The sequence below is a fragment of the Streptomyces sp. NPDC048248 genome, from assembly GCF_043201875.1.
Taxonomy (GTDB): domain Bacteria; phylum Actinomycetota; class Actinomycetes; order Streptomycetales; family Streptomycetaceae; genus Streptomyces.
In genome coordinates, this window is the sequence record NZ_JBICZL010000014.1 from 37,736 (window position 1) to 53,838 (window position 16,103).

General features: G+C 73.3%; 14 protein-coding genes. 5 read left to right on the plus strand and 9 right to left on the minus strand.

The genetic code is table 11. From position 1 onward, the window contains the following. Positions 1-7: 7 nt before the first annotated feature. The 3 genes from ACGFZW_RS28375 to ACGFZW_RS28385 all read right to left on the minus strand — a co-directional run bounded on the left by ACGFZW_RS28375 (position 8) and on the right by ACGFZW_RS28385 (position 2,331). Complete coding sequence (locus tag ACGFZW_RS28375; protein WP_393896239.1) at positions 8-988, minus strand: phosphotriesterase; 981 nt, start codon at positions 986-988, stop codon at positions 8-10. Next, positions 985-1,569 carry a DUF4865 family protein gene (locus ACGFZW_RS28380; protein ID WP_393896079.1) on the minus strand — a complete coding sequence of 195 codons (585 nt, stop codon included), beginning with the start codon at positions 1,567-1,569 and terminating at the stop codon, positions 985-987. The genes ACGFZW_RS28375 and ACGFZW_RS28380 overlap by 4 nt, the downstream gene beginning before the upstream one ends. Before the next feature lie 159 nt (positions 1,570-1,728). Next, positions 1,729-2,331 carry a TetR family transcriptional regulator C-terminal domain-containing protein gene (locus tag ACGFZW_RS28385; RefSeq protein WP_393896080.1) on the minus strand — a complete coding sequence of 201 codons (603 nt, stop codon included), beginning with the start codon at positions 2,329-2,331 and terminating at the stop codon, positions 1,729-1,731. A 178-nt stretch (positions 2,332-2,509) separates the two neighbouring features. Between ACGFZW_RS28385 and ACGFZW_RS28390 the strand changes: the two genes are divergently transcribed. Genes ACGFZW_RS28390 through ACGFZW_RS28400 form a run of 3 tightly spaced genes read left to right on the plus strand, consistent with a single transcriptional unit; the run spans position 2,510 to position 6,164 of the window. Then, positions 2,510-2,815, plus strand: coding sequence for an SHOCT domain-containing protein (locus ACGFZW_RS28390; RefSeq protein ID WP_393896081.1), 306 nt, complete (start codon positions 2,510-2,512; stop codon positions 2,813-2,815). Then, positions 2,812-3,603: an ABC transporter ATP-binding protein gene (locus ACGFZW_RS28395; RefSeq protein WP_393896082.1), complete on the plus strand. Its 792-nt coding sequence runs from the start codon at positions 2,812-2,814 to the stop codon at positions 3,601-3,603. Before ACGFZW_RS28390 ends, ACGFZW_RS28395 begins: the two co-directional genes overlap by 4 nt. Continuing rightward, complete coding sequence (locus ACGFZW_RS28400) at positions 3,600-6,164, plus strand: FtsX-like permease family protein (protein ID WP_393896083.1); 2,565 nt, start codon at positions 3,600-3,602, stop codon at positions 6,162-6,164. Before ACGFZW_RS28395 ends, ACGFZW_RS28400 begins: the two co-directional genes overlap by 4 nt. Positions 6,165-6,186: 22 nt before the next feature. Here the strand turns inward: ACGFZW_RS28400 and ACGFZW_RS28405 are convergent, their stop codons facing one another. Then, positions 6,187-6,699 (minus strand): ATP-binding protein, encoded by a 513-nt coding sequence (locus ACGFZW_RS28405; RefSeq protein WP_393896084.1) that lies wholly within the window; start codon positions 6,697-6,699, stop codon positions 6,187-6,189. A gap of 174 nt (positions 6,700-6,873) precedes the next feature. Further along, entirely contained in the window at positions 6,874-7,161 is a 288-nt protein-coding gene (locus ACGFZW_RS28410) for a hypothetical protein (protein ID WP_393896085.1), read from the minus strand. Positions 7,162-7,463: 302 nt separating this feature from the next. On the opposite strand from ACGFZW_RS28410, the gene ACGFZW_RS28415 reads away from it, so the two are divergent. Continuing rightward, entirely contained in the window at positions 7,464-8,561 is a 1,098-nt protein-coding gene (locus ACGFZW_RS28415) for a PLP-dependent cysteine synthase family protein (protein ID WP_393896240.1), read from the plus strand. 20 nt (positions 8,562-8,581) lie between these two features. On the opposite strand, the gene ACGFZW_RS28420 is transcribed toward ACGFZW_RS28415, so the two are convergent. Together ACGFZW_RS28420 and ACGFZW_RS28425 are read right to left on the minus strand one after the other, a co-directional pair. Then, positions 8,582-9,055 carry an SRPBCC family protein gene (locus ACGFZW_RS28420; RefSeq protein ID WP_393896086.1) on the minus strand — a complete coding sequence of 158 codons (474 nt, stop codon included), beginning with the start codon at positions 9,053-9,055 and terminating at the stop codon, positions 8,582-8,584. Positions 9,056-9,122: 67 nt separating this feature from the next. Then, positions 9,123-9,968: a DeoR/GlpR family DNA-binding transcription regulator gene (locus ACGFZW_RS28425; protein WP_393896087.1), complete on the minus strand. Its 846-nt coding sequence runs from the start codon at positions 9,966-9,968 to the stop codon at positions 9,123-9,125. A 231-nt stretch (positions 9,969-10,199) separates the two neighbouring features. Here ACGFZW_RS28425 and ACGFZW_RS28430 point away from each other — a divergent pair, with 231 nt between their 5' ends. After that, the gene (locus tag ACGFZW_RS28430) at positions 10,200-12,638 is read left to right on the plus strand and encodes a hypothetical protein (RefSeq protein ID WP_393896088.1); all 2,439 of its coding nucleotides are present in this window, start codon (positions 10,200-10,202) and stop codon (positions 12,636-12,638) included. Here ACGFZW_RS28430 and ACGFZW_RS28435 read toward each other — a convergent pair. Together ACGFZW_RS28435 and ACGFZW_RS28440 are read right to left on the minus strand one after the other, a co-directional pair. Next, entirely contained in the window at positions 12,608-15,055 is a 2,448-nt protein-coding gene (locus tag ACGFZW_RS28435) for a right-handed parallel beta-helix repeat-containing protein (protein WP_393896089.1), read from the minus strand. The genes ACGFZW_RS28430 and ACGFZW_RS28435 overlap by 31 nt on opposite strands. Positions 15,056-15,211: 156 nt before the next feature. Then, entirely contained in the window at positions 15,212-15,814 is a 603-nt protein-coding gene (locus ACGFZW_RS28440; protein ID WP_393896090.1) for a hypothetical protein, read from the minus strand. Between the last annotated feature and the right edge of the window lie 289 nt (positions 15,815-16,103).

Sequence of the window (16,103 nt, forward strand, 5' to 3'; positions counted from 1 at the left end):
GGCCGTGTCAAGAGGGGCCGTGCGCCCGCCCCCACTCGGCGGCGAAGGCGCGGGCCGGATTGGCCGTCAGGAAGTGCGTCACCATCTCCTCGCCCAGCGCGAGTGCGAGGCGCCGGCGGTGCCCGCGCAGCAGATAGGGCATGCCGGGACCGCCGTTCACCGACCTGGCACCGGCCGTCGTGGTGTCGCCGCCGAGCAGGACGCGGTCGCCGTGGCCCGCGTCGGCGAGGGCGGCCAGCGCCTCGGGCAGCCGCCAGTCGGTCGCGTGATGGGCGCGCGAAGGGCCGTCGAAGGCCAGGTACGCACCCGCCTCGGCCGCCATCCGGTGCACGGCCGGGTCCGGCGAGCGGTTGAGGTGACCGAGGATCACCCGGTCCGGCGGGACATCCAACTCCCCGCACAACAGCTCGAGTACCTCCGGCGCCCCGGTGCCCAGGTCCAGGTGGACGCCGATGGCGGCCCCGGTGGCGTGCTGGGCCTCGGCTGCCGCGGCCATGACGTGCCGGGCGTGCCGGTCCAGGCCGTGGAAGCCGCCGGCCACCTTGATCATCCCCGCCCGCGGTCCCGCGCCGCCGATTCCCTCCGTCAGCTCGCGGACGAACAGTCCCGCCAGGTCCGCCCCGACCTCCTCCAAGAGCTCGGGGGTGTAGTGCGCCGCTTGGTGCAGCCCGGTCGCCGCGACCAGATGCACCCCCGACTCCCGTGCAAGAGAGGGAAGTTCGGACGCGTGGCGCCCCATTCCGTACGGCGTCCACTGGATCACCGTCGCGCCGCCCGCCGCGCGGAAGGCGGCCAGCTCCGCGGCCGCGAGCCGGACGTCGGCCAGCTCCTGGCCCGGCAGCTGCGGGCTGCGGAGGAAGAGATGGTCGTGCGCGTCGCAGACGCCGAGAGCGTCGGGGGCGATATCGCCGAGCACCGTGCGGACGGTCCGGCCGGTGCGGCGCGGTGCCGCGTCCGGCGAGTCCCGCCCGGCCGGCTCCGGGGTCACCACTGCCGCCCCTCGCCCAGCCGGCCGGTGCCCGGCGCCGACAGGTGCAGCACCTCGTAGCGGTCGCCCGCGGCGGCGGGGACGGCGTCCGCCCAGAGGGTGAAGTGGACCAACTCCCAGTGCCGGGGATCGAAGCCCAGCGCAGTGGAGTGCACACCGTCCGCTGTGGCGAGTTCCTCGTGCCGGGCCACCGCATCGGTGAGCACGGTGGCCGGGTCGGCGCTCTCGGGGACGGTCTCGGTCCGGAGGGAGAAGGCGGCCGGAAGCGTGCCGGCGGCCGTGCCCCGACGGTGGAACAGCCCCTGCCAGTGCTGTACGACCGGCCGCCCGAAGTCCCTGATGATCCCGCGGAATCCGTCACCGGCCAGGAAGCGGCTCATGGCCTGCGGATCGGCCCAGAGATAGAACGGCGCGTACTGGTTGACGGGCGATCCGTCGACCCCGCGCTCGCGGATTCCGTAGCCCTTCAGACCGAGCCCCTCGAAGTCATCCAGCAGGTGTCCCCTGGATTTCACGCGGTGCCGGATGATTTCCATGTCGTAGTCGGCGGGCAGGGTGATGGCGTAGCGCATGGCGTGCATGGCGGGCTCCGATCGGGACGGGTCGACCGTCGACTGTGTTCCGGTACTGCCGGCTGCGGCCGCGCAGGTACGGGAGGGGGCAGCCGCCGGGCATTCGCACCGCGGCTCCCAACTCCGCACGAAATGGCCGACGTTGATGCCCAAGATCCGGCAAGTGGGTCAGGCGGTGGCGGGCGGTGGGGGCGCGGTCGCCCCTCCGGGCGTGACGCGGGCGGCGAGCAGCGCCAGCGCGCCCTGGACGGCGGCATCGAACGGCGCGGTGTCATCGGCCGCCCGCGCCAGTACATAGCCGCCCTGGACGACCGCCGCGACGGTCGCCGCGGTGGCCACGGGGTCGAGGCCCGCGGCAAGTTCGCCGCGCCGTCGGCCTTCGGTGAGCACTTCGGTGAGCCGCGCCCGGAGCCAGTCGAACATCTCGTCAAGCGGCTGCCGCAGCTCGGGACTCTCCGCCACGTCGCGGTCCTGCGTCATCCGGCCGATGGGGCAGCCGCGCAGCACCCGCCGCTCCCGCAGCAGGTAGGCCGCCACCCGGTCGTACGCCGTCCCCGGGCCGGAGAGGCACTCCTCGGCGGCGGCCCTCAGGTCCTCGGCGCTGCGCCGGATCGCCGCGAGCGCGAGGTCGGACTTGCCGGCGAAGTGGTGGTACATGCTGCCCTGGCCGACGCCCGCGCGCTCCAGGATCGCCTTGGGGCTGGTGCCGACGTAACCCCGCTCCCACAACAGCTCCTGGGTGCTGCGTACGAGCCGTTCCCGAGTGTCCATGAGGTCACTGTACATACTAGTAGTTACAGAATCCAGGGACGGCCGGAGCAGTGCCGCACGCACCGCGTACTTCCTGCGTGGTACGTGCGAAGCCGCTGGCTGTACGACGACTCCCGGCGTCCCGGGGACGAGGCTCGAAGACGAAAGAACGAACCCCTCCACCGAGGAGCTGAGTCCCATGTTCGAGCTGGCACATCCCTGGTCCGACGGCGGCCCCGGCCTCTGGATCCTCTTCGTCCCCGTGCTCTGGGCACTGGTCATCTTCGGCGTGGTGACCCTGCTGCGCCGCACCGGCAGGCGCCACGGCGGCCCCGGCCGGTACTTCCGCGGCCCGCAGGGCCCGGCCAGGAGCGACACCCCCTCGCCCATCGCCGTACTCGGCCGACGCTTCGCGGCAGGCGAGATCGACGAGGAGGAGTACTGGCGCCGGCTGTCGGTCCTGGAGGAGCACTTCGGCACCGGAGCGAAGGGTGACACGCCATGACGTCCACCGGCCCCACCCCGCCTGCCGCCGCCCGCGTCGTCGACGCCGTCAAGATCTACGGATCCGGCGACGCGCAGGTACGGGCCCTGGACGGGGTGACGGCCGGCTTCCCGGCCGGCCGGTTCACCGCGATCATGGGCCCTTCCGGATCCGGCAAATCCACGCTGATGCACGTGGCGGCCGGCCTGGACGGCCTCACGTCCGGGTCGGCCTTCGTGGCCGGCACCGACCTCACCACCCTCGACGACCGCCGGCTGACCCTGCTGCGCAGGCAGCGCGTCGGCTTCGTCTTCCAGTCCTTCAACCTGCTGCCCACCCTCACCGTCGCGGAGAACATCACCCTCCCCCTGGACCTGGCCGGGCAGCGGGGCGACTCCGAGTGGATCGACACGCTCATCGACGTCGTGGGCCTCCGCGACCGGCTGCACCACCGGCCCGCCGAACTCTCCGGCGGACAGCAGCAACGCGTCGCGGTCGCCCGCGCGTTCGCCGCCCGCCCGGAGGTGGTCTTCGCGGACGAGCCGACCGGCAATCTCGACTCCCGCTCGGGCGAGGAGGTGCTGGGCCTGCTCGGCCGGGCCGTGCGCACCATGGGCCGCACCGTCGTCATGGTCACCCACGACCCGGTCGCCGCCGCACACGCCGACGAGGTCGTCTTCCTCGCCGACGGGCGGCTGGTCGACACCATGGCCGATCCCACCGCGGAGCGCGTCCTGGACCGCATCAAGGCGTTCGACACCAGGACCCGCGGCTCCGCGCCGCACGCCGAACAGGCGGTCCCGTCATGACCACAGCGCCCGTACCCCTGCTCCTCGGCCGCTCCGCGCTGCGCGGCCACAAGCGCCGGTTCTTCGGCACCTTCCTCGCCGTGCTGCTCGGCGTCGCCTTCCTCAGCGGCACCCTCGTCATGGGCGACACCCTGCGCGGCAGCTTCGACACGATGTTCGGCGACGCCACCCGCGGCACCGCCGCGGTGGTGCGCAGTGCCGACGTCGTCACCGTGCCCGGCGCCGGCCAGGGCACCCGCAGTCCCGTCAGCACCTCCCTGGCCGCGGCCGTCGAGAAGGTACCGGGCGTCGCCGCGGCGGAGCCCGCCGTACAGGGCGAGGGACGGCTCATCGGCAAGGACGGCAAGGTCGTGGGCGCCGGCCAGGGCCCGCCCTCGCGCGCCGCCAACTGGATCACCGATCCGCAGCTGAACGCCTATCAACTCGCCGAGGGCCACGCCCCCGAGGCGGCCGGCCAGGCCGTGATCAACCGGGGCGCAGCGAAGGCCGGTGACCTGCGGATCGGCGACCGCACCGTGCTGCGCACACCGGACCCGGTCCCCGTCACCGTCGTCGGCATCGCCACCTTCGGTGGCGAGGACGGCATGGGGCAGAGCACTTTCACCGCACTGACCCGGTCCGACGCGGAGCGCTACCTCGGCGCCGAGCCCGGCCGGGCGTCGAGCATCCTCGTGCGGGCCGCGCCCGACGTCTCCCAGCAGCAGCTGGTCGACGCGCTGCGGCCCACCCTGCCCGACGACGTGGAGGCCATCACCGGCGACCGCTACACCGAGGAGAGCAGCGCCGTGGCCGGTGGATTCCTGAACCTTTTCACCACGCTGCTGCTGGTGTTCGCGGGCATCGCCCTGCTGGTGGCGACCTTCTCCCTGCACAACACCTTCGCCATCCTCGTCGCCCAGCGCACCCGCGAGAACGCCCTGCTGCGCGTCCTCGGCGCGTCCCGTCGTCAGCTCGTCGGCGCCACGCTCGTCGAAGCCGCGGTCGTCGCGGTCGTCGCCGGAGCCGTCGGGCTCCTCGCCGGTATCGGCATCGCGGCCGGTCTGCAGGCGCTCTTCCCCGCCATCGGCTTCCCCTTCCCTGGCGGCCCCTTGGTCATCAGCGCACTGTCGATGACGCTGCCGGTGGCCGTCGGTGAGCTCGTCTGCCTCGGCTCCGCGCTTCTGCCCGCCGTGCGCGCCGGGCGCACCGCCCCGCTGGCCGCCCTGCGCGACGCCGCCGTGGACACCTCGGGTGACTCCCGCCGCCGCACGCTGAGCGGCGCGGTCATGGGCGCGGCAGGGATCGCGCTGACCGCTCTCGGCGCCGCCGGCACCCCGAATGTCCTGCTCACAGGCGCCGGAGCGCTGCTCACCCTCATCGCGCTCGTCGTCCTTGGGCCGGTCGCTGCGACGCTTGCCGTACGGGTGCTCGGCCGCCCGATCGCCGGACTGCGCGGGGTCACGGGAGCCCTGGCGCAGCGCAACGCGCTGCGTTCGCCGAAGCGGACCGCGGCCACCGCCACCGCCCTGATGATCGGCGTCGCGGTGGTCTGCCTCTTCACCGTCTTCGGGGCCTCCCTCAAGGCCACCGCCGACCGCTCCGTCTCCCAGGCGTTCGCCGGCGACATCGCGGTCGGCACGTCGTCCTTCGGGCCCGGTGGCAGCGGCATCAGCCCGCGCCTGGCCCCGGCCCTCGACCGGCTGCCCGAGGTGGACGCCGCGGTCGGCCTGGGCAAGGGCGTCGCCGAGGTGGACGGTGGCGGACGTTCGCTGACCGTCACCGACCCGGGCGCACTTCCCGAGGTCCTCGATCTGGGCGCGGTCCAGGGCTCGTTGAACGGACTCGGGGCCGACGGTCTGGCCGTCGCGAAGGAGGAGGCCGACAAGAAGGGCTGGCGGCTCGGCAGCACCGCCGAGCTGACCTTCACCGACGGCGACCGCGTGCCCTTCACCGTCCGCGCCGTCTACGAACAGCCCGATCTCACCGGGGACTACGTCATCTCCCGCCAGGCCTGGCAGCAGCACCGCGTCCAGGACTCCGACAACCTGGTCGCGGTGGCCCTCGCGGACGGCGTGACCGGGGCCGAAGGCGAGGCAGCGGTCCAGCACACGGCCGCCGCCCACGGCAATCCCGAGGTGCAGACCAGGGACGCCTACGCCGCGTCCGCCGCGAACGGGGTGGACACCTTCCTGACCCTGGTCTACGCCCTGCTCGCACTGGCCGTGCTGATCGCCCTGCTCGGCATCGCCAACACCCTCACGCTGGCCCTGCACGAGCGCACCCGCGAACTGGGCCTGCTGCGCGCCGTCGGCCAGACCCGGTCGCAGCTGCGGGCCATGGTCCGCTGGGAGTCGGTGCTGGTCGCCGCCTTCGGGACGACCGGCGGGCTGCTGCTCGGCGGATTCCTCGGCTGGGCGCTGGTGCGCGCGTCCGACAGCGCGGGCGGCAGCGTGTTCGCGGTGCCGCCGGTGCAGCTGACAGCGGTTGCGCTGATCGGGTTGGCCGCGGGGGCGGTGGCCGCGCTGCGTCCCGCGCGCCGGGCCGCGCGGCTCGATGTGCTCCGGGCCGTCGCCACCGAGTGAGGGCCGCCGCTCGTCGTGGGCGTCAGCCGACCTTCGCGCTCTGCACCGGGGCGAGGGGGTCGGCCGGCGCGCACGTGGGCTCGGGCTCCAGCCCCACGGTCTCCCAGTGGGTGGTGACCGCGAGGGCCTCCTCGACGGCGGGCGTGAGGGCCGGAAGGGTGAACCAGACGACTTTGCCCTCCCCGTCAGGGCGAACCCCCCAGCTCTCGCTGAGCGCCGCGATCAGCGCCAGGCCGCGCCCGCACGTCTCCCAGCTCTCGGCGACGCGCAGGTGCGGCAGCCGCGGATCCAGGTCGTGCACGGAGACCGTCAACTGGTCCAGGAGTACGCACAGTTCGACCGTGCACTGCTTACTGGGCCGGGCGTGCCGGTGCACATTGGCGAGGAGTTCGGTCACGCCGAGCGTCGCGGGGTCCACCAAGGCGTCGAGACGCCAGTACCGCAGCTGTGCAGAAACGATTCTGCGCACATGTCCGATGCGGGACGGCAGGGCATGGAGCCCCACCGTGCAATGCCTGCTGGGCTGCCTGATCACGACCACGACTCCCTGATGAGGCCGGGCGCCCCCCGAACCGGGCAGGGGCGAAGATCGGATCCAGCGATGTCGGCTGCACCACAGCGTCACCGCTGGTGAACCCTCAGTGATACGTGTCCAGGGTCGGGCAGGTGGTGCGCTCCCGCAACCGCACCACCGCGCCGGAGCAGGGGGTCAGGCGCGCGGCGGACGCGCCGCCTCCAGGGCCTTCAGGAAGAGTTCCGGGGCGCCGAGAGTGAGGGAGTAGCGGTGGCCGTTGAGGGTGGCGAGCGCCCGGTCGCGGGCTGCGAACAGCGGTTTGTGCGCCTGCACCGCCGTCAGTGGCGCACTGTCGATCTCCGTGCCGTAGCTCGTCAGGAGCGCGAGTCTGCCGTCCGCGATGACGACCTGCCCGGCGCGGGTCATGGACCGCAGCCACCGCTCGATCCGTACGCCGGTCGCGTTGTACTCCGGCTCCGCCATGGCCACCACCTCCTCGGTGAAACGGGCAGGTGCCCTCCACCGCCCCTTGAGGGGAGTCTGCCGGTAGGAGGGCCCGGACACCAGTGCCCCTGGCGCCAGGCGCCCGCAACGGCCCGCTCCCAGGGCTTCCTTGGGGGCTCTCAAAGGGTTGTTTATGCAGGTGAGAAGGTTGCCGCGGGTGGCTATAGTCGAAACCGGCCCGGCGTCCCCGCGCGGGCTCTTTGACCCCTTGAGGAGCGCCGGTGAGCACCGCACAGCAGCCGCAGAACCGGCCGGACCGTACGGCCGCGGTCGACACCCCGATGCCCACCGTCGACGTCGACCGCACCGATCCGGACTACCGCGCCTGGCTCAAAGAAGCCGTCCGCAAGGTGCAGGCCGATGCCAACCGCACGGCCGACACCCACCTCCTGCGTTTCCCGCTGCCCGAGCGGTGGGGCATCGACCTCTACCTCAAGGACGAGTCGACGCACCCCACCGGCAGCCTCAAGCACCGTCTGGCCCGCTCGCTGTTCCTCTACGGGCTGTGCAACGGCTGGATCCGTCCCGGCAAGCCCGTCATCGAGTCCTCCAGCGGCTCCACGGCCGTCTCCGAGGCGTACTTCGCGAGTCTGATCGGGGTGCCCTTCATCGCGGTGATGCCCGCGACGACCAGCCGCGAGAAGACCCGGCTGATCGAGTTCCACGGCGGCAGCTGCCACCTCGTCCAGGACCCGCGGACGGTCTACGACGTCTCCGCCCGGCTCGCGGCCGAGTCCGGCGGCCACTACATGGACCAGTTCACCTATGCCGAACGGGCCACGGACTGGCGCGGCAACAACAACATCGCCGAATCGATCTACCAGCAACTGCGGCTGGAGCGCTACCCCGAGCCCGCCTGGATCGTCGCGACCGCAGGCACCGGCGGCACCTCCGCGACGATCGCCCGGTACGTGCACTACATGCAGCACGACACCCGCGTCTGCGTCCCCGATCCGGAGAACTCCTGCTTCTTCGACGGCTGGCTCACCGGCGACGCCGGGACCGACTGCGCGACGGCCTCACGCATCGAGGGCATCGGACGGCCGCGGATGGAGCCGAGCTTCGTCCCCGGCGCGATCGACCGGATGATGAAGGTGCCGGACGCCGCCAGCGTCGCCGCCGTACGGGCCCTGGAGAAGGCCATCGGCCGCAAGGCGGGCGGCTCGACCGGCACCGGGCTGTGGAGCGCCCTGAAGATCGTCGCGGAGATGGTCGCCGAGGGCCGCAAGGGGTCCGTCGTCACGCTGCTCTGCGACCCCGGTGACCGCTACCTCGACAAGTACTACTCCGACGAGTGGCTGGCCTCCCAGGGCCTGGACATCGCGCCCTACGCGGACACCCTCGACACCTTCCTCTCCACCGGCGCCTGGCCGGCCTGAGGCGGCCCGCCCGCCGGGCCTCAGAGCTCGGCGAGCAGGCGGTCCAGCGAGCGCACCGACTCACGGAAGGCGCGTCCCAGGCCCGGCCTGGCCATCGGCATCACGAAGCGGAACGCCGCCGGGCCGTCCGCCGCGAACATCCAGCGCACCCGGGTCCCCCCGCCCACGGGGGTCAGTCGCCAGTCCTCCAACAGGGCCTGCAGGCCGGGGGCGTTGGTGGTGTCACCGCGGTAGGCGTAGTGGGCGGCGGGCTCGGCCGCCAGGACGGTCTCCACGAAGCGGGTGCCGCCGGTGAGACGGATGTCGCGGCCCCGGCCGCCGTCCGTCGACGCCGAGCGGGCCACCCCTGAGAACCAGCGCGACCAGCCGGCGACATCGTCAGCGAGCGCGGCGTAGACCTCTTCGGGCGGCGCCGCGATCTCCTCGGCGAACACCAGCCGCACGGGGGCGTACGAGGTGAAGTCGAGTTCTACGGGGCGGAGTCGGTGCGCCATGGGACGAGCACCCCTTCACGGCGGCGGCGGCGGTGGATGTGCGCCGCACACCATAGCTGACGAGTTATCAGATGTCTGTGTCATCCGGCTGCTCGCCCGCCACCAGCAGCTCGGGGGGCAGCTCGGCGAACTGCGCGCGCGCCTCGGCGGACAGCCCGGCATCCGTCACCAGCACGTCCACCTCCTCCAGCGACGCGAACGAACTCAGGCCGACCGTACCCCACTTGGTGTGGTCGGCGACCACCACCACTCGCCGCGCTGACCGCACGAAATGCCGATTGGTCTCCGCCTCGGCGAGGTTGGGCGTGGACAGGCCCGCCTCCACCGATATGCCGTGCACACCGAGGAAGAGCACGTCGAAATGGAGCGACCGGATCGCGGCGTCCGCCACCGGGCCCACCAGGGTGTCCGACGGTGTCCGCACCCCGCCGGTCAGGACGACCGTCGCGGCGCCCGCCCGCGGCCCCGAGCCGCCGGTCGCCGCCGCCCGCTGCGCGCTGTAGAAGACATCGGCCACCCGCACCGAATTCGTCACCACCGTCAGATCCGGCACCTCAAGCAGCTGCTGCGCCAGCGCGAACGCCGTCGTGCCGCCCGCCAGGGCGATCGCGCTGCCCGGCGCCGCCATCTCCGCAGCGGCCCTGGCGATGTCCTCCTTGGCGCTCAGCTCAAGCGCCGACTTCGCCTCGAAACCCGGCTCGTGCGCGCTCGGCTCGCTGACCGGCACCGCGCCGCCGTGCACCTTCTCGACCATGCCCCGGCGGGCGAGCGCGTCCAGGTCGCGACGGACCGTCATGTCCGACACGTTCAGCTTGCGGGTCAGCTCGTTGACCCGGACACCGCCGCGCCGCCTGACCTCGTCGAGGATCAGGGCACGTCGCTGCTCCGCGAGCAGGTTCTGGTTGTCGCTCACCCCGGCCCGTCCCTTCCGCCCGGCTCGCTGAGTCCGGTCTCTCGCGCCGGCTGCCGCCCGCGATCACTGGTCCCCTCATCCTCGCACGGAGCACCGACAGCCGGACCGGGACCGGCGCTGCCGTCGGAAGGACCGTGACGTGTGTCGCAGAGGTGGATGGACGCTCGTGCGGGGGAAAGGGACAATCCTCGGGGCGCCGCACAGCGCCGCACGGACAACGGGGGAAGACAAGTGGAGACCGCGGACACGACACCGCACGCCCGCCCAACGCCACGACGGAAGACGGCAGATGGGCCGCCGGACGAAGCACCGCAGCTCGCTCTGGAACTGCTGGTGCACGGCGTCGGCGGCACGACACCCGCGGAGATGCTCGGCGACCCGCGCGTCCAGCGGATCACCGGCGACGACACCGCCGCCTGCTACCGCCGCACCGACGACGCGGACGCCGAGGAACGGCCGGGCGACTTCCGCGACCGGCCCGTCCGCGAGGCGTACTGCTGGTCCAACCTCACCTCCGGCAACGGCGCCCGCGCCCTCTGGCTGATCCTGGTGCCGTTCATGGTCGCCAACCTCGCCCACTGGATGCGTCCCGCCGCGCCCCCCGAGCACCGCGCCCAGCGGCTCTACGACGTCCTGGTGCGGATCCTGGCGCTCACCCTGACCGTCCTGCTCGCCGCCGCGGCCTGCGAGGTCACCCTGGATCTCATGGCCTGGCAGTGCGCGGGCAGCACGGACTGCGTCACCGGCAAGTCCTGGATGGGCTTCCTCAGCCCCGACAACGGTGGCTGGTGGAGCGCCCCCGGCCGCCGCCTCGTGCTCGCCTCGGTGGTGCCCCTTTTGGTCATCGGCTTCCTGTGGTGGCTGTCGTACCGCACCTGGAGCGCCTACGAGTCCGCCTCACCGCCGCCCCGCCGCCCCGGCACCTCGCGTCACACCCCCGCCGCCGAGCGCACCACGCTGAGCCTGGACGGCTTCTGGTACGGCCGCCGGCTGGTCGCGCGGCTGCGCGCCGCGCACACCGCAGCCGGTGTGCTGACCGTCGCCGCCGCGCTGCTCGTCGCCACCGCCGAGGCCGACCGGCGCACCGGCACCGCCCTCACCGTCACCGGCCGGGCGCTGACCGCCTTGATCGTGCTGCTGTCCGCCGCCACCCTCGCGGTCGTCTGGCGCACCGCCCGCAGCGAGGCCGCGCCGGACGACGAGTCCGACCGCCTGGTCGTGCGGGCGCTGCCGTTCGCCTGCCTCGGCGCGCTGGTGCTGGTCGCCGTGCACACCGCCTGGGCGCGCCCCGGAGCACACAGTTCGGGCCCGCTGCCCGGCGCCTCGGCCTTCGGCGCGATCGCCGTCTTCCAGGGCGCCATGGTCCTCGCGCTCGCCGTGACCGCATGGGTGCTGCAGCGCGCGGCCCGCGACGACGACCGCACCGCCCTGCGCGGTATGGGTGGCCCGGCCGTCGCCCTGCTGGCCTGTGCCGTCGGTGGGGTGCTGTCCGGGGGAGTGGCCCAGCGGTTCGCCGACTGGCTGGACGGTGGCGCGACCCCCGGCCAGGCGCACGCCCCCATGGCCGGCCCGCCGGTACTCCTCTCCTGGCAGGCCGCGGTCATCCCGGCGCTGCTGGTCGTCGTCGCCGTCGTCGTGGTGCTCGCCGGTATCCGGGTGCTCGTCGTCCGCAGCAAGGTCTCCCACGACGTCCCCGGACTCTTCGACCCGCAGGAGCGCCCCGACGACCTGCGCACCAAGCGGATCGCCGGCACCATCGCCCGCGCCGGCCTGACCGACTCGGCGCCCGTCCTCGTCGCGGCCACCGCCGCCGTCACCCTCGTCCTCGGGGCCGGCGCCGTGGCCGGCGCCTGGCTCACCGGCCGCGCGCCCGGCCGCGCCACCGAGGCCGCGCCGCCCGTCGTGCACGCGGCCGCGCAGACCGCCGAGGCGCTCGGCTCCTGGCTGATGGGCGCGGGCGTCATAGTCCTCGTCGCCATGGGCCGACGCGCCTACCGCGACCACTCCGCCCGCCGCACCATCGGCATCCTCTGGGACGTCGGCACGTTCTGGCCCCGCGCCGCCCACCCCTTCGCGCCGCCCTGCTACGCCGAGCGTGCCGTCCCCGACCTCACCTGGCGGATGGCGACCTGGACGGAGCGGTTCGACGGGCGCCTGGTGATCTCCGGGCACTCGCAGGGCAGTGTGCTGGCCGCGGCAGCCGTCTGGCAGCTGGACCTGGTCACCCGCAGCCGCGTCGCGCTGCTCACCTACGGCTCCCCCCTGGAACGCCTCTACGGGCGCTGGTTCCCCGCCTTCTTCGGCCCGCCCCTGCTCACCGGTCTGCACCGTGAGATGGACGACTGGCGCAACCTGTGGCGCTTCACCGACCCCATCGGCGGCCCGACCCGGCTCACCTGCGAGGACGGCTGCCGCGTCGACGAGGGCCCGCTGCGTGACCCGCTCGCCTTCGGCCGTACGCTCCAGAACCCGCTGCCCGCCCAGATCCTGGGCCATGGCGACTACCAGGCCGACCCGGTCTTCGCCGAGGTGCGCACCGCGCTGATCGCCCGGCTCGACCCCGGGCTGCCCGGCCAGCGGGACGACGAGCCGGAGGGTGGCCCCGACCGCAGCGGGCCGGGCCCGCAGCAGTCGTCCCCTCAGGGCAGTTCGGGCAGATCCTCCGCGTAGAGCAGGGTCAGGTCGTCGGTGCTCGTGTCGGTGAGCTGCGCGACCCGGCCCGCGTGCCGCTCGACCATCGCCTCGAACGTCTGCCGCGCGGTACGGCCGTTGCCGAAGGAGGGGCCCTTCGGCAACGCCGTGAAGTACTTCAGCAGCGCCTCGCCGGCCCCCTCGGCGAGGCGGTACTCGTGCTCCTCGCCCTGCTGCTCGACGATGCGCAGCAGCTCCTCCGGCGCGTAGTCGCCGAAGGTGATGGTCCGTGAGAACCGCGACGCCACACCGGGGTTGACGGCGAGGAAGCGCGCCATCTCGGCGGTGTAGCCCGCCACGATCACCACCACCGCCTCCCGGTGGTCCTCCATCAGCTTCACCAGCGTGTCGATGGCCTCCCGGCCGAAGTCCCGCCCGGAGTCCTCGGGGGACAGGGCGTACGCCTCGTCGACGAAAAGCACCCCGCCCCGCGCCCGGTCGAAGGCCTCCTGGGTACGGATCGCCGTCGAGCCGATGTGCTCGCCCACCAGGTCAACCCGGGACACCTCGACCAGGTGCCCGCGCTCCAACACCCCCAGAGAGGCCAGGATCTCGCCGTACAGGCGCGCCACGGTCGTCTTGCCCGTGCCGGGGGAGCCGGTGAACACGAGGTGCCGGCGCACCGACGCCGCCTTCAGCCCGGCCTCCTGCCGCCGGCGCCCCACCTCGATCATGTTGATCAGGCTGCGTACCTCACGCTTGACGCTGTCCAGGCCCACCAGGGTGTCGAGTTCGCCGAGCACCTCATCGGAGGGCCGAGTGGCGACGGGCGGCTCGGGGGCCGCCACCGGCGCCTGCGGGGCGCTCTGCGCCGGTACGTTGCCAAGCAGCCCGGCGGTCTGGGTTGCGGTCTGCACGGCCGGAGCGGTCCCGGCCCCGGTCGACGGGGCGGTGGCCGTCCGGCTCTCGTCGCTGGTGCAGTCCTGGACGGTGGGCCCGCCTGCCGTACCGTCGCCGAACCCGGAGCCGCCGTCGGCGAACTCGTAGCCGCCACGGGCACACCGCTCCGTGCGGCAGCGCGTCAGCGTCGTACGGCAGCCGTCGATCACATGGAAGCCGAAGCCCGAGCTTCCGGTGACGCGGCAGCCGTGGAACGTGCCGCGGCCCTCCGCCGACACATAGAACCCGGCCTCGGCCGGTGAACTGACCGTGCTGCCCTCGATGGTGGGGTCGGCGCCCTTGGTGACGATCACCCCGGTCTGGGCGCCGTCGATGGTGCAGTTGGCGAGGGTGCCCCCGCTGCCGTGGTCACGGAACCAGGCGCCGGTCGCCGCCTCGCGGATCCGGCAGTCGTCCAGCTGCACGGTCGCCCCGTCGCTCACCGACACCGCGGTGTTGCGGACCTGCGAGATGTCGCAGTCCACCACATCGGCCCGCGAGCCACGGTCCAGCACGAACAGCGCGTCCGGCACGTCGTGCACCCGCGTCGAGTCCAGCACCGCCGTGGCGCCGTCGCTCACCCAGACCGCCGGGTAGTCGCCTGTACTGTCGTGGATCTCGCACTGGTTGGCGTCCACGCGCGTGCCCGGGTCCCAGACGGACAGGCCGTTGCGGCCGAAGTGCCGCACCGTGCTGCGGGTCAGGGTCAGCACCGACCGGGACCGCAGGTCGATGGCGTTCTCCGGGATGTCGTGGATGTCGCAGTCGGCGAGCGTGAGGACCGCGTCGGTGTCCAGGGTGACGCCGTCCGCCGAGGTGCGGTGCACGGTGCAGTCGGTGAGATGGCCGGTGGCCCGCGCCGCGACCTGGATGCCCGCACCCTTGATCTCGTACAGCTCGCAGCCCACCGCCTCGACCGCGCTGCCCTCGCCGTTCAGGGAGAGGCCGGCGCCGGAGGCGTGGTGGATCCGGCAGTTCTCCAGCCGCGGATGGGCCCCGCCGCGCACCGCCACCCCGGCCTGCCCCGCGGCCACCACCTCGCACTCCTCGAAGACGCCGCCGGCGCCGTCCAGGACGCTGATGCCGACCCCGCCCGCGTTGTCGACCGTGCAGCGGCGCACCGTCGGCCGGGCGCCGCCGCGGACCTCGATGCCCGCAGCGGACCGGGTCACCACGCGCAGACCTGACAGCTCGGGCGCGCCGTCCTCCACCAGTAGCGCGGGCGCGGCCGAGTCCGTCGCCTCCAGATGCAGATCGTGGACGGTGGCCGAGGCGCGTATGGTCAGCGCCACGCCGTCGGCCGGGGCGATACGCACCGAACCGCGCGCCCCGTCCGGTCCGCGCAGCGTCACCGCGCGCACCAGCACCAGATTCTCGCGGTAGGTACCTGCCGGGACGGTGAGGACATCACCGTCCCCTGCGGCCTCCAGGGCGGCGGCGAGCGAGCTGTACTCCCCTGTGCGGCGCCGCCAACGCGACGTTCCGGAGTGCGTCACCTGGACCGAGCCCTGTGCCATGGCGCTGTCGTGCCCCCACCTCGTGCGGCTGTTGTCGGCCCGGCAGGCATCCGTCCGCGGATGTCCGCATTCGGGTCTGCGAGGCCCCAGCCGGGAGGCTGGATGCACCACCGTAGCGCGCCCGGCGGGGGGCAGTTGACATGGTCAGCCGGTTGATCAGCTGCCCGCGCCGGCCCGTCCCCAGTCCTGGCCCGCGCGCTCCCACTCCTCGTCCCAGCGGCGGTAGCGGCGCACCCGCAGCCGCCAGACGGCCAGCCGCCGGCCCCCCTCGATCAGGCCCCCGGCAGCCGCCGCGGCACCCAGCCCGGCGAGCACGGCATGCGTACCGGCAGTGCTGACGTCCATCGGCCGCGGCATCACCCGGCCGCCGTGGTCGGTCCAGATCCGGAAGCGCTCGCCGGGCTCCACCGGCCGAGGGGAGGCGAGCCGGCCGGTGTGCAGGCTGCCGTCGTACGCGGTCCACCGGGCGATGACCCGGCGGTGTGCGTCGCGCTCGGAAGAGGTCTCCGGGTCGGGGTCGAGCGGGGTGCGGGAGACCAGCCGGTCGACGGTGACCCACACCAGATGCCGCTGTGCGTGCTGGAGGCGGACGGTCTCCAGGAGCGCGCCGTGCGCTGCCTGTCCGGTGAGCCAGCCCACGGAGGGAGCCCCGAGCGTGATCAGGAGGGCGGCGGTCAGCGCCACCCACGCCTCGATCCGATCCGTCCGGCGCCGCAGCGGATTGCGTCGCCAACGCCACATACCTGCCATCGCTCGCATCGCTGCACCCCCTTCCGTGTCCGTGAATACCTCATCGCGCCTGGTCCATGCGCGAGTTCCGCAAAGAGAGAGGAACATCACTTCGCGAGGGGCGGACCGGCCGGAGCGCGGACACTGTACTCCTGCCCCGACTCGGCGCCACCGGCGCGTGAACACCCGGGAGTGCGGGGCTTGTTAGGACGCGTCGCCCGCAGAGCCGACGAGACGACCGAGTGGGACCGGGCGGACGAGGACCGGGTGGCCGATGGACCCGAGGCGGGGCCTGGTGGGAGGGGGTGACCCTGCCGCC